At 45.9% G+C, this 20,791-nt stretch carries 18 protein-coding genes; 9 read left to right on the top strand and 9 right to left on the bottom strand.

Translation table 11 applies throughout. The features are described from left to right. Positions 1 to 63: 63 nt before the first annotated feature. Both AC1DLM_RS13750 and AC1DLM_RS13745 read left to right on the top strand, forming a co-directional pair. Positions 64 to 345 carry a hypothetical protein gene (locus AC1DLM_RS13750; RefSeq protein ID WP_477570281.1) on the top strand — a complete coding sequence of 94 codons (282 nt, stop codon included), beginning with the start codon at positions 64 to 66 and terminating at the stop codon, positions 343 to 345. Positions 346 to 388: 43 nt separating this feature from the next. Continuing rightward, complete coding sequence (locus AC1DLM_RS13745; protein WP_477570280.1) at positions 389 to 517, top strand: hypothetical protein; 129 nt, start codon at positions 389 to 391, stop codon at positions 515 to 517. Positions 518 to 808: 291 nt separating this feature from the next. On the opposite strand, the gene AC1DLM_RS13740 is transcribed toward AC1DLM_RS13745, so the two are convergent. Together AC1DLM_RS13740 and corA are read right to left on the bottom strand one after the other, a co-directional pair. Beyond that, a complete protein-coding gene (locus tag AC1DLM_RS13740; RefSeq protein ID WP_441988695.1) occupies positions 809 to 1,717 on the bottom strand; it encodes a helix-turn-helix domain-containing protein in 909 nt (302 codons plus the stop codon). After that, positions 1,714 to 2,664 (bottom strand): magnesium/cobalt transporter CorA, encoded by a 951-nt coding sequence (gene corA / locus AC1DLM_RS13735; protein WP_441988696.1) that lies wholly within the window; start codon positions 2,662 to 2,664, stop codon positions 1,714 to 1,716. The genes AC1DLM_RS13740 and corA overlap by 4 nt, the downstream gene beginning before the upstream one ends. A gap of 71 nt (positions 2,665 to 2,735) precedes the next feature. Between corA and AC1DLM_RS13730 the strand changes: the two genes are divergently transcribed. Both AC1DLM_RS13730 and AC1DLM_RS13725 read left to right on the top strand, forming a co-directional pair. Further along, on the top strand, positions 2,736 to 3,500 hold the full coding sequence (locus tag AC1DLM_RS13730) for a hydroxypyruvate isomerase family protein (RefSeq protein ID WP_441988697.1): 765 nt from the start codon (positions 2,736 to 2,738) through the stop codon (positions 3,498 to 3,500). 682 nt (positions 3,501 to 4,182) lie between these two features. Beyond that, positions 4,183 to 4,545: a group I truncated hemoglobin gene (locus AC1DLM_RS13725; RefSeq protein ID WP_441988698.1), complete on the top strand. Its 363-nt coding sequence runs from the start codon at positions 4,183 to 4,185 to the stop codon at positions 4,543 to 4,545. 382 nt (positions 4,546 to 4,927) lie between these two features. On the opposite strand, the gene AC1DLM_RS13720 is transcribed toward AC1DLM_RS13725, so the two are convergent. Further along, entirely contained in the window at positions 4,928 to 6,634 is a 1,707-nt protein-coding gene (locus tag AC1DLM_RS13720) for a glycoside hydrolase family 2 protein (RefSeq protein WP_477570279.1), read from the bottom strand. 119 nt (positions 6,635 to 6,753) lie between these two features. Here AC1DLM_RS13720 and AC1DLM_RS13715 point away from each other — a divergent pair, with 119 nt between their 5' ends. The 4 genes from AC1DLM_RS13715 to AC1DLM_RS13700 all read left to right on the top strand — a co-directional run bounded on the left by AC1DLM_RS13715 (position 6,754) and on the right by AC1DLM_RS13700 (position 11,970). Next, positions 6,754 to 7,566, top strand: coding sequence for a helix-turn-helix transcriptional regulator (locus AC1DLM_RS13715; RefSeq protein WP_441988700.1), 813 nt, complete (start codon positions 6,754 to 6,756; stop codon positions 7,564 to 7,566). Positions 7,567 to 7,584: 18 nt separating this feature from the next. Continuing rightward, positions 7,585 to 8,076, top strand: coding sequence for a CYTH domain-containing protein (locus AC1DLM_RS13710; RefSeq protein WP_477570278.1), 492 nt, complete (start codon positions 7,585 to 7,587; stop codon positions 8,074 to 8,076). A gap of 136 nt (positions 8,077 to 8,212) precedes the next feature. Continuing rightward, positions 8,213 to 8,626, top strand: a complete 414-nt coding sequence (locus tag AC1DLM_RS13705) for a hypothetical protein (protein ID WP_477570277.1) — start codon at positions 8,213 to 8,215, stop codon at positions 8,624 to 8,626. 68 nt (positions 8,627 to 8,694) lie between these two features. Continuing rightward, positions 8,695 to 11,970 carry a response regulator gene (locus AC1DLM_RS13700; protein ID WP_477570276.1) on the top strand — a complete coding sequence of 1,092 codons (3,276 nt, stop codon included), beginning with the start codon at positions 8,695 to 8,697 and terminating at the stop codon, positions 11,968 to 11,970. 861 nt (positions 11,971 to 12,831) lie between these two features. Here AC1DLM_RS13700 and AC1DLM_RS13695 read toward each other — a convergent pair. The 5 genes from AC1DLM_RS13695 to AC1DLM_RS13675 all read right to left on the bottom strand — a co-directional run bounded on the left by AC1DLM_RS13695 (position 12,832) and on the right by AC1DLM_RS13675 (position 17,586). Further along, on the bottom strand, positions 12,832 to 13,488 hold the full coding sequence (locus AC1DLM_RS13695; protein ID WP_441988704.1) for a transcriptional regulator: 657 nt from the start codon (positions 13,486 to 13,488) through the stop codon (positions 12,832 to 12,834). Between the two features lie 168 nt (positions 13,489 to 13,656). Further along, positions 13,657 to 14,511 carry an SDR family oxidoreductase gene (locus AC1DLM_RS13690; RefSeq protein WP_477570275.1) on the bottom strand — a complete coding sequence of 285 codons (855 nt, stop codon included), beginning with the start codon at positions 14,509 to 14,511 and terminating at the stop codon, positions 13,657 to 13,659. Continuing rightward, positions 14,495 to 15,601, bottom strand: coding sequence for a mannonate dehydratase (gene uxuA / locus AC1DLM_RS13685; RefSeq protein ID WP_477570274.1), 1,107 nt, complete (start codon positions 15,599 to 15,601; stop codon positions 14,495 to 14,497). The genes AC1DLM_RS13690 and uxuA overlap by 17 nt, the downstream gene beginning before the upstream one ends. Positions 15,602 to 15,631: 30 nt before the next feature. After that, complete coding sequence (locus AC1DLM_RS13680; RefSeq protein WP_477570273.1) at positions 15,632 to 16,309, bottom strand: GntR family transcriptional regulator; 678 nt, start codon at positions 16,307 to 16,309, stop codon at positions 15,632 to 15,634. 194 nt (positions 16,310 to 16,503) lie between these two features. After that, positions 16,504 to 17,586 carry a ParB/RepB/Spo0J family partition protein gene (locus AC1DLM_RS13675; protein ID WP_477570272.1) on the bottom strand — a complete coding sequence of 361 codons (1,083 nt, stop codon included), beginning with the start codon at positions 17,584 to 17,586 and terminating at the stop codon, positions 16,504 to 16,506. 318 nt (positions 17,587 to 17,904) lie between these two features. Between AC1DLM_RS13675 and AC1DLM_RS13670 the strand changes: the two genes are divergently transcribed. Next, entirely contained in the window at positions 17,905 to 20,220 is a 2,316-nt protein-coding gene (locus AC1DLM_RS13670) for a bifunctional diguanylate cyclase/phosphodiesterase (RefSeq protein ID WP_477570271.1), read from the top strand. Positions 20,221 to 20,280: 60 nt separating this feature from the next. On the opposite strand, the gene AC1DLM_RS13665 is transcribed toward AC1DLM_RS13670, so the two are convergent. After that, positions 20,281 to 20,791: PHP domain-containing protein (locus tag AC1DLM_RS13665; protein ID WP_477570270.1), on the bottom strand; the 511-nt coding region annotated here is incomplete at its 5' end.

Here is a 20,791-nt window from a genome sequence, read left to right as displayed (position 1 = left end):
TATGATCTTTTACGCTATGGCGGTCAGGCCAATATTCAACGATCAGCGGATATCCTTGAAGTTGTGATGGAGCGGCAGGATAAGGATTCATCGCGAGCCACATATGGCATTTGGCCCTACAATTATGAAGAATCACTGGATGAAATGGATCGACCGGACTGGAATATGGCGGATTTTCAAGGGAAGAAATTAGTTCTTATCTTGAGAAATTATGCGGAGTCTCTTCCTGTGGCACTAGTCGAACTGATCCGTGAAGCTATTTATCACGCCTGCCAAGCGATTATCCAGCGAAATGTGGGACCGCATTATACGAACATTACGATTATGGGCGCTTGGCGAGGTTGATGGCACGCTATTGGCGGCTGATGTTCAGCTTGGGGCGAATTCTGTGATAGCTACAATAGGTGCTCAGGAGGAGCAGATGTCGATCATGGTGCCGATAGCGCCAGGAAAGACGTGGGACTTCTACCGAAATAATCGCGTACAGTTATCTCAGAATTTACTTGAAAGCGTATAGTAAGCAAGGTGTTAAAGAGGTGCAGGAATGCTTTCCTGCGCTTCTTTTTGCGCGTTCGCCATTTTAACTGGAAAATAGGCTGTTAATTTCGCCGAAGTTGCCATTAATTTCAATTTAGATGGATTATATGTAGCTAATCTAGCCGAATCAGGCGATATTGAACTATTTGGCCGAATTTAGCTGCAGGAAATCCAGTTATTTCCTAATTCGAGCGGAATCGGGCCAATTTAGCTGCATAAATCCAGTTATTTGGCAGCAGAGGTGGTCATAACTGGCAGCAAGCGTTTGGTACTAGTTAGATTTAATGTTTCGTTTAAAAGCCTCACCCCTGTACTGCTTCGGCGTCAAGCCGGTTTCCTTTTTGAACACGTGGAAGAAATGCGACATGTCGCCAAACCCGACGGCAGCTGAGACTTCCGAGATAGCTAAATCGGTCTCCATCAACAATCGCTTCGCTTTATTCAGCCGATATTCAATCAGGAACTGTTTAATCGTCGTTCCGGTTGTCTCTTTAAACAACGTAAAGAGTTGCGAACGTGAGACCGGGAAATGTGTCACAAGATCTTCAATGTGTAAGGGCTCCTGATAATGTGCAATCAAATAGGAAAGCACATCACGGGCGAGATACTGGTCACCTGTAGTTAGCGTTGTCGTGTACTCATTTTGTAATCCAAAAGAAAAAAGGAAAAAGTCGGCGATGCATCGCAGCACAGCTAGCTCATAGCCCATCTCCTGCCTAACTAGTGCCTGTGCCAGTTCAGCAAGTAGGGTCTGGACACGATCTAACTGCGGGGCGCTTAGGAAAAAATGACTAGAATCCGGATGGCGCTCGGCAAGTAATCGAGGAATGGAGAGATCAGACAGTTTACAAATGGTGTGCAGTTGATCTAAATAGGATTCATCTATGGAAAAGACATAACGATGAAATTCTTTGCTATGTCCGTGGAATGGCCGATGAATGACATTCGGATGAATGATCGTAAGGCTGCCTGCATGAAGCGGATACAAACGATCACCAACGATATAAGTGCCTGTACCTTGTAAAACCAGATAGATCTCATATCCGTTATGCGAATGCAGTAACTGGTGCTCCTGATCAAGCGGAATCGTCCGAAATTCACAGTATATGGGATAAGTAGCCAGAAAATGATTCGTATAATCATCGATAGCGAAGTTAACCGGTTCATTTCCCATCCTCATTTAAACCAGCCCTTCTTCTGGAACCACGCAAACATACCGATGCCAATGCCAACCATGATGGCGAGTATGGCGAAATACCCCCAATGCCATTCTAGTTCAGGCATGTAAGCAAAATTCATCCCATACAACCCAGCGATAAACGTTAGTGGCATGAAAATCGTCGTAATGACCGTCAATGTTTTCATAATCGTATTCATTCGATTCGAGTTGAGCGAGATATAGCTATCCCGAATATCCGCTGTAATCTCACGGTTGGAGTCCACCATTTCAGAGAGCTTGAGTAGATGATCGTGAATATCCGTGAAAAAAACGAGATGCTCACGCACCTGTTCAATGCGATCTGTACTGATAATGCGATACAGCAGGTCACGCATTGGGACGATGGTACGACGTAATTTCAACAGCTGGGAACGAATTTCAAAAACCTGGTTCATCAACGCATCGATTGCTTCAGCATTCATTTTATTCTCCATATCATCGAGCAGATCTTCAATTTGATAGACACTAGGGAAATATTGATCGACAAGATTATCTAGAATTAAATACGCTGCATGGATTTGCCCCTGATTTCGCAGATTTTCTTGCTGGGACACCCGGGCCCAAGCATCTTCTATTTCTCTGGATTCATGCAAATGGAAGGTGACAATATAGTTGCTGCCGAGATACAGATCCACTTCTTCCGCATCCAGTGTCTTCGGATCGATGGCGTGCATGACGAAGAAATGAACGTCTTGATAGTGATCTACTTTCGGTCGTTGCATGAAATGAAAACAGTCCTCGATGGTGAGGGGATGAAAGTGGAAATGATCCTTCAAATTTAAGGCTTCTTTGTCATCTGGATTATAGAAATCAACCCAGTACCACCGAATTGTGGGGGAGGATAATTCCTCAAGAGGGAGATCGTGGATCACAGCATAATCGGTTGTGACGGCAAGCGTTCTTATCATATAGGACTCCTAGCAAATCATTTTATCGTAGGCATTTGCTTCATTTTACCATACAATGGAGAAAGATTAGAATGGAAAGAGGGATTGGGATGAAGCTCTCCGTTTGTATGGATGCGCTCTATAAAGGGCGTGATTTTCGGGAAAGTGTGAATGAACTGAAGGAGATCGGTTACGATACAATTGAGTTCTGGTCTTGGTGGCAAAAGGATATTGACGTTGTCGCGGCCGCTGTGACGGAAGCGGGAGTTTCGATTTCGACATTTTGCACGAAGTTCACGAGTTTGGTTGATCCAACTCAGCGTAGTGTCTATCTCGAAGGGCTCGTCGAATCGATCGCCGTCGCGAAGCGCTTGAATTGCACCAAGCTCATTTCGCAAGTAGGACAAGCACTCGAAGGCGTGTCGCGAGAAGCTCAGACGCAATCGCTAATTGAGGGGCTGCGGGCGTGTGTGCCTATTTTGGAAAAAGAGGGCGTAACACTGATGATTGAACCGCTGAATACGCGTGTTAATCATCAAGGGTATTTCTTAGCTTCATCGGAAGAAGCTTTCCATATCATCAACGAAGTAGGCAGCCCTTATGTGAAGATCTTGTTTGATATCTACCATCAACAAATCACGGAAGGCAATGTGATCGCTAACATTCGAGAGAATATCGGATTGATCGGCCATTTCCATGCGGCTGGCAACCCTGGTAGACATGAACTGGACAATGGTGAGCTTAATTATGAACAGATTTTCAAAGCCATTGATGATACCGGTTTTGATGGGCATATGGGGCTGGAATATTTCCCATTGGAGGAACCGCAGGTAGGGCTTCGAAAGCTGCTGAAGTGAGAATTATAGGGCGCGCGGCTTTCAGGTTGGAAACGAGAAAAATTTGTAACACAATTGGAACATTCCTGTTACAGTCCTCTAACATAGAAAGGGTATTATAATAAACAAGACCCCCTTTTTTAATATAAACTTTGGACCTGGCCCCGTTGGCTAGGTCCCTTTTTTTTATTCTCAAGAAATTGGACGTTTTGTGATTACTGATGCCAGATACGGTACAAGATGACGGCAGCCTAAGCTGCTCCTTCATTACCTATGATTGAATGCGAAAACGTTGCAGCAACAAATACCCACTTATGCTAGTGGTTCTTTTTTGATAGACGATTTTGAAATCGTCCAATAAGCAACCTAATGCCGTACTAAGCAAGCCATTTCTTACCAATGTTGCCCGGCAGGGTTGCGAACTACCAATGACACGAACCGAAGTAATTCTCCGCGGGGAACCTGCAACAAGAGGGTTTCTAGACCAACTGATCAAAACTAAGTCAGGTTGATGAACAGCTTTAACTTTTACACAAGCCATTCCAATCACCTCGTTTCTAGTTAGCATCTGTAACCCTATATAGAATGCATGCTAGATTAACTGTGTGCTGGACAAGGGCGGAAATAGAAACCATAGATAATTCCCTATATTCTTGGATAATATAACCAAATAGATAGGTGTAGTCCTGAAGGAGGATTCATAGTGAGTGAAATAACGTTATACGATAAGCTTGGCGGAGAAGGGGCGATCACGGCAGTGGTGGACTACTTCTATGAGCTGGTTTTGGCGGATGAAACCGTCAATCACTTTTTTAACAATACGGATATGGAGAAGCAGCGTAAGCATCAGGCGAAATTTTTTAGTTTTGCGTTAGGGGGGCCGAATCAATATACCGGGGCATCTATGGCCAAGGCGCATGCAGGGATGAATCTGCAAGAAGAGCATTTCAAAGCGATTGCGACTCATCTTCATGATGCGCTTGCTCATTTTAAGGTGGGAGCAGACGAGATCAATCAAGTGTTGGCGAAGGTGTCTACATTGAAGGACGATATTCTACATAAATGAGTGTTTGTTAAAAAGGAGGGATTCCCAATGGCTATCTATGTGGCGGGGGATCCTTTTTTTGCGAGTTAATGGACTTGGAGGAAGTCCGTTTGGTGAATACAGCAGTGGAAGATGCAGAAAGGCATCCTTTTTCTTCGAATTAACCTCTTTAGATGAAATACGTGCGAAAGTGCAACTATTTTTGCGGGCATTCCTACTATTGTCCTCTTTCGGCCCAAAAGGTTGCCTTTTTGCACGTATTCCTCCTGTTGAGCTGTTTTCCCCGAAAATAAGTGTATATTTGCATCTTTGACCGTAGGAGTGGCGTACACGAGGTCATTATATACGCAAATAAAGGGACCCAGCCACCAAGGCTGAGTCCCTTTCCTTTCCCTTTACCGCCTTACCGTTCCGAGCGATAAATCTCCTTCACTAAGCGATAGGCCAATTTCGGCTTGCGATACTCACTAAGCAATCCTTTATTATTGAAGCTCCGCGCGCGATCGCGGAAGTAAGGTCGGTCACTCCGCACATCGACACGAATGTCGGCGAAGTGCCAAATGAGCGTCCCGACGATGCGAGGGTCGTCGCGGAAGATTTTCAAAGCACGTGTGACGACATCCGCTTGGTAGTCTTCACTGAACAGGCGTGGCTCCCAGCCAGCATCGCCAAAAATCCCCGCCGCGCCGAACTCGCTCATGATCACAGGCTTGCCAGCAGCGCCTTGCTTCTCCGCATTGATGAAGTAGTCCTCCAGCATAGTACTAAATCCATCCACGCTGCCTTCATACCAGCCGTAATATTTGTTAATCCCGATGACATCAAAGTAGGAGAGCACGATATCTTCCACAGGTTGCATAGTGGCATAAGTGACGAGCCTGCTAGAGTCCATGCTGCGGATTTTGCTCACGAAAGCTTTCGTAAGCTCTAGTGCTTCTTGGGTACGCGTATCGATTTCGTTGTGCGCTCCCCAGAAAATGATGGACGGATGATGGTAGTCGCGGCTAATCATTTCGCCCAGCATATGAACGCCGCGCTCTCTGAAGATCGGACTTGCCAACGTTTCCACACTCATGAAACAGCCCCACATCGGAATCTCACTCCAGAGGAGCATCCCGTGCTCATCCAGCAGATCGATCCAGAACTGGCTTTGCGGATAATGGGAGCCCCGAACGATATTGCAGCCCATATCGGTCAAAATGTCCAAATCTTTCAGCATCAGCTTCGGCGGGAATGCAAATCCCCATTCCGGATGCTCCTCATGGCGATTTACGCCTTGGAGGTACAGCTTTTTACCATTCAGCAGGATATCACTGCCCTGAACTTCAACCGTACGGAAGCCAGTCCGATCGATAAGATCATCTTTACCAGCTTGGACAGTGAAGGTATAGAGCGCAGGTTGGCCGACATCCCAACGCTTAATATTTGCCAGACTGCCACTTAGGGTGAGGCTAGTCGTTTGACCCGCAGCAACCACGACATGATCAGCCGAGAGGGAAAGTCCTTCCGTACGAGCACTTACCTCAATCTGACAGTCTTCTTGGCTTAACGAACTGACTTGAATTTGCAGCTGAACATCCGCTGTATCGTCCTTCAATTGATAATCAATTTTCATGGAGTCGATGTAGACATCTGGCAGCTCCTGAAGTTCAACAGAACGAATGATGCCCCCGTAGGAGTGCCAATCGGCAATATCTGTCGGTAAAGTCTGCCAATCAACCGTATTATCAACGCGAATCACGAGTTCATGCTTGCCTGCACTTAGGTGGGGGAGAATCATAGAGAACTGTGTAAACCCGCCAAAATGGTAGCCAATATGCTGGCCATCCACGTACACATCAGCATGGTGAAGAATGCCTTCAAACACCAGTCGAATATTCGCGTCTTGCAGCGTATCAAAATAGGTGCGATACCAAGCGGCACCAATATAATCGTAAATACCTAATTCGTTATTCCAACAAGAAKGGACGACGGACTTTTTTGACCCGGCAGGGAAGGTTGACGCCCACCCCTCAGAAACACCTTTATTGTCAGGATCCGTGATGAAATCCCATAATCCGTCCAAAATTCGAGTAGGTCGTAAGTTATGCTGCTGAAAAGTACGTATCACGAGCATTAAGCCCCTTTCATGTATGTTTCGTAAAGCGTATCATAGAAGAAGAGTCCATTTGAATGGATAAACCTCATCTCTATTTGTCAAAATCGCTACAGGGTTGGTGAACAAAACCATTGAATAACCACCGTATTTATCATCATCGGCTTTCGTATGAGAAGCCACCCGATCCTGGTTGGAAAGATATTCGAAATACAACAGATGTGCACTCACTGTATTGGATTCGGAGTGGTGAAGGGGAATTTCACCATGAGATGAATGAAGTTCCGCTGCATGTACAAGCCGGGAGTTTGTTTTATTTGAAGCCTGGGTTTAAACTGAACATGACTTCGTCTACAGACAATCCGTTATGTATTAGGATGCTCCTTTTTGATGCGTTTGATATCCCATATGAGCATCTCAATTGGCTGAAGCCAGTTCCTGTGGAGGAACTGCGAATTCCCTTTTATAAACCGTACACGTTAGAGCAGTCAGATTGGCTGGAAGCGCAGTTTACTCGCTTGTGGTCAATGAGGGGAACCGACCCGCATGAACGCCAAGCGGAATTCCAATATGTATTATCACGATTAATCCAATTTATGAAGGATACGGATACGTCTAGCGATCCCTACATGAAAGCCTTTCAGCAAGCGAAGCTGTGGTTGGAAACCTGTTATCATCAGCCTATTCGGTTGGAAGAACTGGCGAAAGCCTACCATATCTCCGTGTCGCAATTACGCAAAATGTTTATGAAGTATGTGGGCATCTCGCCCAAAGCGTATTTAAATCAGATTCGGAATGAGCAGGCGAAGACGATGCTTTTACTGACAGATGAGCCCATGAAGGCGATCGCGGATGCTTGTGGATTTGCAGATGAGTTTCATTTTGGTAAAATGTTTCGAGTATGGAACGAGATTTCACCGGTTCGTTTTCGAACAATGAACAAATAGAGAGGGGCTAACCGACTTATGGGTGCCGAAATTGAAAGAAAGTATTTATTGCCCGCATTTCCTGCGGCTGAACTAGCAAATAATGAGTTGACGCAAGTGTCTAAACAATATATTTATCAGACGTATTTGGCTTTCTCGGACGATCAGGAAATTCGCGTACGCCAGCTAGTGGATAGTTCAGGAGAATCACACTTTACGCATACGTTCAAGTCGGGACATGGGATGGTTCGAGAAGAAGTCGAATACAGCATCACGGAGCCTATCTACAAACAGCTGCTTGAGCGCACAGGATTAATTCCATTAGAGAAGATTCGTACGACCCTCGAAGCAGATGGGGTTACTTATGAAATCGATGAGTATAAACAAATTGACCTGCTTGTCGTTGAAGTGGAGTTTCCTGATTTGCAGACTGCGCAGCAGTTTGTACCGCCGAGCTGGTTCGGAAGAGAACTTGGTTCAGAGGAAGAGTTCCGTAATAAGTCGATGTGGGTTGCTTTACAGAAACGCTAATTCCTCTCCCAGATTCATTAGCGAAGTATGAGTAAAAAACATGCTTCCCTAAAAGTCTAGATAGAAGTTTTACAACATTTACTAGGTATCATCTAAGTATTGTAAGAACTTCTAAAGGGATTGCGAGGGGCTATTCATGAATTTAATCCACTATTACCGTCAACAGTTTGTCGAGTTAACAGCCCAGTTTGAGAAAGTGTGGKAGGAAGATTCGCATTATAAATTTGGTTTTCTTTGGCGTTCACATGTGAGTTCCTTGTATAAAGAAATGTTCCAAATGACACAAACGAGACAGGAACCGCTTTATTTGATGTATGCCATGGAGCTTCCTGAGTCTTATAAAAGAACGAACATTAGCGAGGTTATCAAAAATGTTGCTTCTGCTTACGAACTGTCCATGTATGTGTTCTCAAGTAAAATTATGTTGACATCATGTGTTTCCATTGAAAATTTACAGCAAACGTCATTAGGCTTTATTCACCAAGCACGTGCCGAGATGATTGATTTAGTCTTCTCTGCGATTAAACAAGTCGATTATGAAACCGTGTAGACCTTACACAATTCGACATCTATAATAGATGTAGATGGACGAGATTGCAATCCGATGGGGTGAGTACGATGTTGAGAGACTTATTAAACAATTTCTCGCTTGTTGCCGTATTTGTTTTTATATCGCTTCAAATTTTTTACTCCCCCAAATTACAAAAGGCAGCCCGATGGAAATTTCAGATTTGGGCAGGCATAACACACGGACTATTCGGAGTTATGCTTGCTTATACTGGAGTCCATGTGAGTGAACGGCACATTCTAGATTTGAAAGCGGTTGCAATTCTGATGGCTACTTTCATCGGTGGCGGTGTTTCTGGTTTTATAACGACGGTAGTCATCATTATTGGCCGGACGATGATCGATCCAGCAGTTTTGTTTCGTGTATCGCTGATAGGATTTATTATTTATGCGGGTGGTTTACTTATTCATTCTTACATCCGCGACTATTGGAAGAAATGGATGCTGCTCGTATTATGTCCTGTCATTGTGTTATTTGTTGATATGGTCCTTATTTATAAAGTTCCTGCTATGGAGCTTGTCATTCCGAATTTACTTTTGCATTTAGGGGCCGGCATGTTCGTTGCAGGACTTATTCGCTATTTCTTGCGCTCCGAGGAGCTTAAAAGGCAAGTACGACAGGTACAGCAAGAGCTTTCTGATATTTTGCGTTTTCAACCAGGGCTTATGTTTAAGCTCAAAAAAATACAGAATTCCATGGTGTATACGATCATTGATGGTCAATTATTGCATCAGCTCGGCATTAAACCGGATGACTTTTTCTACAAGAATGTGCATGCGATTCCATCGTATTCGGAAGACATTGCGCAATTTTTGCAATCCAAATATGAAGAAGCCTACCGAGGGAATCAAGTCGCCTATGAAATGGATGTACGTGGAAAAATCATTTTCACGACGTTACAGCCTGTTTTTGATGGCACCGAAGTGGTTGAAGTCATAGGTTCGGCGACGGATGTTACGGAGAAGAGTCTGGCAGAACGTCGGATTCAGGAAAGTGAAGAGCGGAATCGGATTCTCGTAGAGAACTCGCAGGAGGGCATTCTGGGTTTCACAACAGAAGGCGAAATTACGTCAGTGAATCAAGCGGCATGTCACCTATCACAAACCAGAGCTGAGGACATGCTGGGTCTTACAATGACTGCTTTTTTACCCGTATCCGAGCAGGAGCTTTGGGAGCAGCACTTTCAAGAAGTGCTAAGGAGTGGTGATAATGTGAGATTCGAAATCGCGATTCCGTCGTCGGAGGGGCCAAGAAGAGACTATCGGGTAACACTTTCAGCTTATCATCATGCCTCTGGTGAAGTGAAAGGGATTATGGGTACGATTCACGATTTTACCGAAGCTTCTATGCGTCATGCAGCTGATCAAGCCAATCAAGCGAAGAGTCATTTTATTGCCAAAATGAGTCATGAAATTCGAACGCCTTTGAATGGGATTATCGGGCTGTCTCAACTGTTAGGGAAGACACCGCTCTCCGAGCACCAGAAGGATTACTTAACGAATATTACCTCTTCTTCGCATACGTTGTTAGGTATTATTAATGATGTGTTKGATTTTTCAAAGGTTGAAGCAGGTAAATTAGAGGTGGAACGAACGAGCTTTAATCTGGACGAGCTGTTGAAGGAACTTTCCAGTATTTGCAGTGTACTATCGAAGAGCCAGCCCATAGAGATTATTTTTAGTACACCTGCTGAGCTGCCTAGGCGACTTCTCGGAGATCCGCTTCGGTTGAAGCAAGTTTTACTGAACCTCTGCAGCAATGCCATTAAATTTACGCGTGCAGGTTATGTGAGGCTTCACATTGAGCTAGGCCCACAGACATCCAGTGAGGAAATGATGCTGCGATTTAGCGTCGAAGACTCGGGGATTGGCATTTCGGCTGATCGGCTTTCTTACATTTTCGAGCCTTTTTCTCAAGCGGATGGATCAACGAGCCGTGAGTATGGAGGAACTGGTCTGGGACTGCCGATCAGCCAACATTTGATCACGTTAATGGGCGGTGTGCTCCAAGCAGAAAGTATAATGGGAAGCGGGAGCCGTTTCACTTTTGCCTTACCTTTTCAAATCATTGAGCAAGACGATCCTGATGAGTGGGATATTGGAGAGGGAAATGATCCTTATCATGTGTTGGTTGTTGAAGATCATCCCCTTATGAGAAACAGCTTACAGGATACCTTAGAATCGTTTGCACTCATCGCAACGACGGTTCCTTCTTGGGATTCGTTGTTCAAACGGCTAGGCGGGAAAAAAAACGGGGCAGATGACTTCCATTGTCTCCTCCTGGATATGGAAAGCGATGATATGTATGGCCTAGAAACATGGGATGCTCTTCTCGCTTTGATTCAAAGAGATCGAACGCGCTTAATTTGTCTGACATCCTCAATGGGGAAGGAAGAGCTGCTTACACTCCCTGAGGAGATAAGGCCTGATGCGGTACTTGTTAAACCGATTAGTCGACTAGAGCTGTATCAGACGTTGGAATACTTGTTCCATCCTAAGCATGAGTCGCGGGTCGTGGAGCATGGATCGGTTTTGAATCCTTCTGCTAAAGTGGAAGAATGGGGGCACATTCTACTCGTTGAGGACAATGAAATTAATCAACAAGTGGCTATGGAGCTGCTTGAGGAGCGGGGCTACAGAGTCACGTTAGCGACAAATGGTCGAGAAGCGCTCGACAAGTTGGAAAAAGGCGAATTTGCCTTGGTCCTCATGGATATCCACATTCCAGTTATGGATGGTGTCGAGGCTACAAGACTTCTACGACTGAACCCTAGATTTCGTGAAATACCGATCATCGGGCTTACGGCTAATGTCGTTAAACAAGATCAAGAAGCATACGTCCGAATGGGTATGAACGATGTGATAAGCAAACCGCTGGATGTGAAGTTGCTGTTTCGAGTGATTCACAAATGGCTGGAACCCGAGAAGAGGAAGGAACGGGAGCGAAGCTTCAATGATCCTCAACCGGTTGATGGAGAAGAGACACCTTATTATCAAGGTATCGCCGCGATAGACTGGAAGGGAGCTTTGGCCCGAGTGGAGGGTAAAGAGAGTATTCTTCTCGTCATGCTGCAGCTGTTCAAGAAGAATTATAGTGACTTCGCAGATCTGCTCCGGATCAATCACCGTGAAGGGGATTGGGTCGCTGCCAAACGGGCTGCGCATACGCTAATCGGTGTAGCAGGCAGCCTATCGGCAGAAGCGCTGCATGCGGGAGCTGTAAAGCTCCAAACAACAATTCTCCTGAATGAGAATTATGAGGACCAGATTGCCGAGATTGCAGCAGAAATTGAACGCATTATCGTTTGTATTCCGGATGAAGCGTAAGCGTTGATGAAGGAGTAGACTCATCGTGATCCTAGACGGATTTCCACTCTATAGCGTACGCTGTGCCCGTTAGCCGTTTCCCACATGTGTAGCCCGCCAGCCCATCACGCTAACGGCCACCACGGCCGTTATTTAGCTGAATCTAGCGGCCATCCTTGCTAACGGCCACCACGGCCGTTATTTAGCCAAATCCAGCACCCATCCTACGCTAACGGCCACTACAGCCGCTATTTCATCCAAAACACCTGATCTTAGCCCGATTTCCACTCCCTAGCGTACGCTGTGTCCGTTAGCGAAGCAGGAGCATCGAATTCAGCCAAATAGCGTCGCCTATGTCCGTTAGCCCGGCCACTCCCCACCCCGCTGCGCCACTCCAACAATCATAGCCTCAACCGAACAGGGGGAGGGGGAGCGAGCACATAGAACTAAGAGCACAAAGGATCAGCGGAGCGAGCACATAGGACTAAGAGCACAAAGGATCAGAGGAGCGAGCATGAACGATCAAGAGTAGCTACTCATCACACTAACGGCCACCATGGCCGTTATTTAGCACAATCCAGCGCCCATCCTACGCTAACGGCCACTACAGCCGCTATTTCGCCCCCAAACCCTGATTCTAGCCCGATTCCCACCCCATAGCGTACACTGTGTCCGTTAGCGAAGCAGGAGCATCGAATTCTGCCAAATAGCGTCGCCTGTGTCCGTTAGCCGGGCCACTCCCCGCCCCGCCGCGTCCCGCCCCACCGCGTCCCGCCCCGCCCCGCCCCACCGCGTCCCGCCGTGTCCCGCCCCACCGCGTCCCGCCCCACCGCGTCCCGCCCCACCGCGTCCCGCCGTGTCCCGCCGCGCCACAGCCAACAGTCACAATTTCAACTGAAATGTACGGTATCGCTGACGTCCTCCGACGACAGTCAAGAGTTGCTTCTCAACTAGTTGATGCAGCACTCGTCTTACGTGGCGGTCGGAGAGCCGAAGGTGTTCAGTAATTTCTATAGGCGTAATTGGCCGAAGCAAGCGACGTGCATAACGCACAACTTCTGCCTCTGCCCAATCCAAGCCAGCTGACACATCGGCTGAAAGGAACTTTCCGACGAATGACAAGATAAGTTGTTGGCATTGCTTCGGATCTTCTTTGATGGACAAGTAAGCAATTGGCATAAAAGTCCACCCATCAAGGGTTAGCAAGCTATGTCGCATGCATAAATCTTTAAATCGTCTAACATCAAGATCTCTGGCATGTGATCCAAATCCTTGTATTTCGATTCCTCCTTTTACGCCGCCAGGCATATAGGCAAGATCGAGATAGCGGTAGCCATTATTGAAATCACGTACCTCCCACTCGGGGTATAAGTGATTGAAATTACCGATGGCAGGAAACCAAATGCAACGTAAAAACTCAATTGTTCCGTGGCCCAACCCTTTCTCTAACAATTCGATCCTTCGATGATTTACGGTCCCAGTCTTAGCGTGCGCGATCATTGCCTGCATCCATTCGTTATATTTTTCCTCAAATGACATTCATCCCAGCCTCCTATTCATTGTAAATAAACAAACAAAAACCGTTCCACAGCATAGCTCATAATGAGCGTTATGCAATGAAACGGCGTGTGCTTCACTCCGTCTACCTTATTAGAATGAGTATAAAAGAAAAAGGCTCGGATTACTACACTTACTAGCGTAATTAAACTAAACGCCCGAATAAGCCATAAATCCGCCATCCACCGGAATCGTCGTACCTGTAACGAAGCGGGACATGTCGGAATCCGCCAGCCACAGCAACGTGCCTAGTAAATCCTCAGGCTTGCCGAATCGGCGCATCGGGGTATGGGCAATGATTTTATGGGAACGATCCGTCAGCGAACCGTCCTCTTTCATCAACAACTTGGCATTCTGCTCCGTCAAAAAGAACCCAGGTGCGATGGCATTTACACGAATGCCACTTTCCGCTAAATGAACAGCTAGCCATTTCGTAAAGTTATCGATAGCCGCTTTGGCTGCGCTGTAGGCAGGAACTTTCGTCATGGGCGAAGGTGCACTCATGGAAGAGATATTGATCACAGTTGCACCGGTTTTGCCATGCATATGCTTAGTGAATACTTGCGTAGGAATTAAGGTGCCAACGAAATTAAGATCCAGCACGTTGCGGAAACCAGTGATACTTAGATCATAGAAGGATTGCACATCCGGATTCGCCACGTCTTCCATTTTGAAAATCTCATTCGTCGTATTCGCGCTAGCATGATTACCACCCGCGCCATTAATTAGAATATCGCAGGTACCTAACTGTTCCGTCACGGAGGCCGCAGCCTGTTCTACACTTTCCGTTACAGTTACATCGCAAGCAACAGCAACGGCCACACCACCAGCTGCTTGAATTTCGTTTACGACGGCTAACCCTTTCTCATGCGTACGATTCAGAATAGCAATGTGTGCGCCTTGTCTAGCTAATTCTAATGCCATAACGCGGCACAGAACGCCAGCGCCTCCTGTAATCACAACGACCTTCCCTTGCAGGGACGGGAATTTAGTTAATCCGCTCATATTCAGTGCCAGCTCCTTCTTGTAATTTACCACCTTGGCGACACAGCATGTCCCAAAGTCCCCATAGATACATGATACCTAATGCCCGATCGTACAACCCGTATCCAGGTCGGCAACGCTCATCCCAAATATGTCGACCATGATCCGGACGGCAAAATCCTTCGAAATTGTTCGCATGCAGCGCCTGTACAATGCCAGACATATCCACCGTGCCATCCTGCGTACGATGAGAGGTCTCGATGAAATCACCATTCTCAAACACGCGAACATTGCGCAGATGGGCAAAAGGAACCCGATCCGCGAATTCATGCACGATCGAGACAATATCATTGCTCGGATTCGCACCGAGTGAGCCACTGCACATCGTAAGCCCGTTATATGGGCTGTCATGTAAGGCTAAGAAACGGCGAATATTTGCTTGGCTCGTCATTAATCTTGGTAATCCGAAGACGGACCAAGGCGGGTCGTCCGGGTGAATTGCCATGCGAATGCCGTGCTCGGCGGCCACGGGAATAACTTCATCCAAGAAATACTTGAGGTTTGCCCAGAGCTGCTCTTCGGTGACTTCCTTATAGGCGTCGAATAGCTCCGTCAAATGAGCGAGTCGTTCAGGCTCCCAGCCTGGCATACTGAAATCGGGGTTGGCATTAATCCGTCCAACATGCTCAGTGAGGTCGAGGTTGGCAATTTTACTCCTTTCATAAAATAGTGCCGTCGAACCGTCTTCTAGCTCCTTATGTAAATCTGTCCGTACCCAATCGAACACAGGCATGAAATTGTAGCAAATGACTTTGACACCAACTTGCGCTAACGTGGCGATCGTTTTCTTATAATTAGCGATGTACGTATCGCGACTTGGCAGTCCTAATTTAATATCCTCATGAATGTTGACGCTCTCCACGACCTGCATATGCAGCCCCGCACGATCAGCCTCGGCTTTGATTATCTGAATCTTATCCATCGGCCATTCTTCACCAGCAGGTACATCATGCAGTGCCCAGACGATACCTTCAACACCGGGAATTTGTTTAATTTGCTTTAGGGTGACGGTATCGTTGCCCTCTCCAAACCAGCGGAATACCATTTTCATAGATGAACATTCGCCTCCAATATAATCAACCTATTTGAAATACGTAGGAAACTTCTCTTTTAATAATGCTTGATCAGCAATACCAACTTGAAGATGCGCGCGTATCAATTGTTCTGCCTTATCTGGCTGCTGCTCTTGGATGGCATCCACAATCTGCCCATGCTGCGCATAGAGCTCATCCCAATGATGATCAGTCGCTAAGCGAAGCATACGGGTGCGGTTCAAATGCACATTAATTTGCCCAATGACTGCCCAGGTGTTCATTTTCTTGCAGCCTTCGAAGATCGTCCGATGAAACTCCTCATCAAGCTCAAACATTTTCTTGAAGTCTTGTTCATCCATACACACTTTCTGCGAGGCTAAATTCATTTGAAGCAAGCGCAGGGACTCTTCCGGAAAAGAGAGACAGGCCAAGCGAATGACGGCGCTTTCCAGATGCTCGCGGATGAAGCGAGCTTCATCCACCAGCTCTAGATCAATGCGAGAGACAACCGTGCCGCGTTGCGGATAAATATCCAACAAGCCTTCCTGTGCTAATTGCACGAAGCTTTCCCGAACAGGTGTCCGACTCACATTGAAGCTTAGCGACATTTCTTTCTCCGAAATGGTTGCACCTGGAAGCAGGGCAAGACTCAGAATTTGAGCCTTTAGCGTGTGGTAAACGGCATCACGTGTCGAACTAATCAGTGGTTTTTTGAAATAATCCATAGGGATCTCCTTTGCAAAATGAATCCTAAACCCATACTACCATACTTGTATGGTAGTATGGAAGTGGATAATGAATAATGAATCTTCGTAGATTCGGAACGCCGCCTACCGTTTTGAACAAAATAAAAACACCGCATGCAGCTCGTGCTTTCCTCACTAGGAGTAACACGAATCACATGCGGTGTAGGTTAGTTTTAACGAGAGACAGCGAAGCTTTGTACCGTTCTCCAAGCTTCTAATTGCTTCTCTAATTGTTCCACTAACGTCGAGACGTCTTGGGAGAATTGCTCTCTTTGTTGCTCATTCATTCCAATCTGTTCCTGCTGCAGCTCGCTAGAAGTAGGTGGAGTGGGAATCGTTTGAAGCAATTGCTGTAGTCTAGCTTGTAACAGCGATCCAGCAGCAACAGTTACATCAGCTTGCGATATAGCAGGATTAGCTTCTACTGGCAGCTCCACGTTGTTATCATCAATCCCCAGCGCAGCAGGTACGGCAACTTCTTGAACCTCAACTTTGATCTTCTCTGCTTTCGCAGGTGCCTTGGCAGCGATCGGCTTCGCGCGTTCAGCCCGATTGTTCTGGAAGGTAGACCAGGTTTCGATTAATTCAGGTCCTGATTTATAAAGCAGCTGCCCCTTGATTCTGTCAGAGATATCTTTATCCTTAAACATCTTGGCAATTTTCTTCACATCACTGACTGGCATTTCATCACGTGCCATGATCAGGGCTAAGGGATCACGATGTTCCAATGGGAGATCCTTCAACGGCAGCAATTGATCTTCCGTAAGCTTATCTTTACGAATCTCCGTGCCGCCTACGATGAGCTTCTTTACGGAATTCCCAAACTTAAGCAGCTCACACTTRTTTTTGATATACGTTTCAGGTTTGCCAAGCTTACCAGAAAGATATTTAATAGATGAGCTAAATTTCGCATCATGCATGAGCTTATGGAAGGCTTCGGCTTCCTCAATGGGAGAGAAGCCTTCCCGTGTTAGATTTTCAGCAATCTGCTCCAAATAGATTTCCATCTCATCCGTTACCGTGGACACGATACATGAAATGGTTGGAAGCCCGAGCATTTTGGTAGCTTTATATCTGCGATTGCCATAAATGATCTTATATCGGTTGTTGGCGGTTGTACGCACTTTGATCGGAGAGAGTAAGCCAATTTCCCCAATACTTTTCATTAATTCTTGCAGTGCTTCTTCATCGAACTGGTAGCGGGGCTGGTCCGTGTCCTCATCAATGAGATGCATAGAAATGTTATGTATGTCCATCTTCATGTCTCCATTCGTCAGGGTCATCTAGTCTAATTATATATCAAGGAAGGAAGTGTGGGAACGTCAATTCGCTAGAAAGGATTTGGTAGGGGGATTAGGGACCATGCGTTATGGCATAGTGCTATTTACACGAGTAGTCTTTATGGCGAGACTTAAGTCCCAGAAAGACCAGGCGTTACCACGAAGTGCATAACTCATGTATAAACAAGCCCGGAGGCAAATAAATGTATTGCCAGTAAGGGAGAAGAGATGAAATAATAGAGAAAGTTGTCGAATTATGTTCCTGCTTCAAGTCAAATTTGGGAGGAAAGACCTATGAACAGAATGCAGTACTTCTTCTTATCCCTCATCTTTGTCCTTCTGTTTACCTCAACTGAATCGGTGCTCACTACCTATAAAAAATCGCTTCTGAATGAACTGCAAAGTACGGAGGCTGCCCAATTATCTGCCAAAGCTGTTGCCTTACAGTCTGTCATTAATCGTAATTTTAATTTGATGGTAAGTTTAGAGGCCTTTGTCAGCGCCGGCTATTTGAAAGACAAAAGTGATCAAGAGATTCATGCGTATATTGAAGCGTTATATGCAGGTTCACAAGCGTCTGCCTTTAATGTTGTCATAGCACCACATGGGGTTATGAAGTTCGTTTATCCTTTGAAAGGGAATGAGGATATTATGGATTGGGATCTCCTGAAGGATCCTCGAGAGAATGTTCAGACGCAAGTCAATCAATCTCTGCAAACGAAAAAAATGACGACCGACGGTCCTTTTATGCTGCTTCAAGGTGTGCAAGGTTTGGTAGCTCGTAAAGCACTTTTTCAAGATGGCGTTTTCTGGGGCTTCGTCTCCGTTGCCATTAACATGGACAAGTTGCTTATTGAAGCAGGGATTGAAGACGATGCTGATGAAGGGCTGAGGATGGCCATTCGAAGTCCAGGCATGCCAGCATTTTACGGGGGAAATACAACGTTCTTGCAGTCCCCTTTGATCTCTGTGATCGATCTTCAGGATACGAAATGGGAACTAGCAGCTACCCCTCCCGTTAGCGCGGTAAAAACGATCAATATTCAAATGCTCATCATCCGCTTTTCCATACTTCTCGTTTTATTTCTAGGCTTATTCTTCATTATCTATATCATTCGACAACGTGATCGGCTCAGTGAAGCTGTGAACGAGAGGACACAGGAGCTGCAGATCGCGAATGAAGATTTGACAGCGGCCAATGAAGAGTTGATTGCGGGTCAGCAGGAACTTCAGGAGTCTACGAAGCGGATGCAGGAATCGGAGCAAATGTTGTCCTATATGGCCTACCACGATGTACTGACAGGCATACATAACCGTGCTCATTTTCAGATGATGTTGAAAGAACAAATTACTTACAATCAGGTGAGGGGGACCTCACTCGTCGTCCTATTCTTTGATCTTGATAATTTTAAAATGGTCAACGATTCACATGGGCATCATATGGGGGACTATATGCTACAAAAGGTTGTTCAACGGATCCAGCAATCTCATTTGGTTTTCCATACTTTTGCTAGATTTGGTGGAGATGAATTTGCGATTTTATTGGAGAATTGCTCTAGCCAGCAGGAAATTCAAGCTTTCTGCGAACAACTTATTGCTGTCTTGAAACCTCCTTGTATATTGGCGAATCGTTCCTTCTTTATAAATGCGAGTATTGGCATTGTACAGTATCCATATGGCGGTGAAACGTGGGAAGCGCTGCTGAAAAATGCGGATATTGCGATGTATATGGCTAAAAAAGAAAGCGGCAGCTCCTATAGCTTCTTCAATCAACACATGGAGATGTTGTCCATTTCTAAGTTGGAAATGGAGAATCATCTCCGTCAATCATTGGATCGAAATGAGCTTGAGATTGTATATCAACCCCAGGTGGATTGCATGAAGGGGGCAATTACAGGCGTTGAAGCACTTTTACGTTGGAATCATACGACGAAAGGCTACATTTCGCCGTCCGATTTTATTCCAGTAGCGGAGGAAATAGGACTAATTGATGTAATTGGTGAATGGGTGCTCCGCGGCGCGTGCAGTCAGATGAAAGCTTGGCATCGTCAACCCGATGAACCGCTGAGGATATCTGTTAATATATCTGTCAAACAACTGCATGATGAACGCTTTGTGGATAAGGTTATTGCTATTCTAGAAGAAACCGGGCTGGAAGCACGATACTTGGAGATGGAAATCACGGAAAATGTAGCGATGCAGGACGAACAGATGGGCGTTTTGAATAGACTTCGCCAATTAGGAATCTCTATCTCCGTGGATGATTTCGGTACGCATTATTCATCCTTAAGCTATCTGAAAAGGTTTCCGGTCACGAAGATTAAACTGGACCAGTCCTTTGTTCGCGGTGTTCAAACCGATGACAAGGATCGCGCCATGATCAAAGCAATCATTTCTGTAGCGAAAGCTTTTGGGCTGCAAATGATTGCAGAGGGAGTAGAGACGGAAGAACAGGCGGACTTCTTGGTGGCGAATGGCTGCCATCACATCCAAGGCTATTATTTCTATAAGCCGATGAAACCCGCACAGTTGCAAGCGATTCTGAATGATCAACTCCATGATAAATTGGCATTCTTAGGAGCAAATTCTGTTCATAAATATGATATATAAATACCAAAGAGGTGCCCCTTCACTAGGGCACCTCTTTGGTATGGAATATGAAAAAGTCCGCTACAGCGCGACAATTTGCTTCTGTTTATTTTCGAAATAGACCCAATGCTGGAAGCCAATTTCCTTCAAAGTTTTCTGAACTTCTTCCCAATCGTCAGCAACGCGACTAGGGACATGGGCGTCAGAACCGAAAGTAACCTCGACGCCATAATGCAGCGCACGCTCTAGAATCTCATGCGAGGGGTACCAGCCGCCAACATCTTTCGTTTTGCCTGACGTATTAATTTCAATCGCAACGCCGGATTCTCCGATGATTTTCAAAGTCTCATCGACCTTTGGTGTCGCGATATCGGAAAAGGCAGGGTAGAACCCTTTCATCGCATCGATATGTCCTAGAATTTGGAACATTCCGGATTGAGCGGATTCAGCAATCAGACGATAATACTCTTCCTTGTGCTGAACTTTCTCAGCGTCATTCAACTTCTTCCATCGGTTACGATTGAAGATACTCACACCTCCGGATAGATGGACGGAGCCAATGATGTAATCGAACGGATACTTTGCGTATTCC

This window comes from Paenibacillus sp. 01T442 (assembly GCF_056398345.1).
The sequence above is the reverse complement of the archived record's forward strand: the minus strand, read 5'-3'. Positions and strand labels throughout refer to the sequence as shown.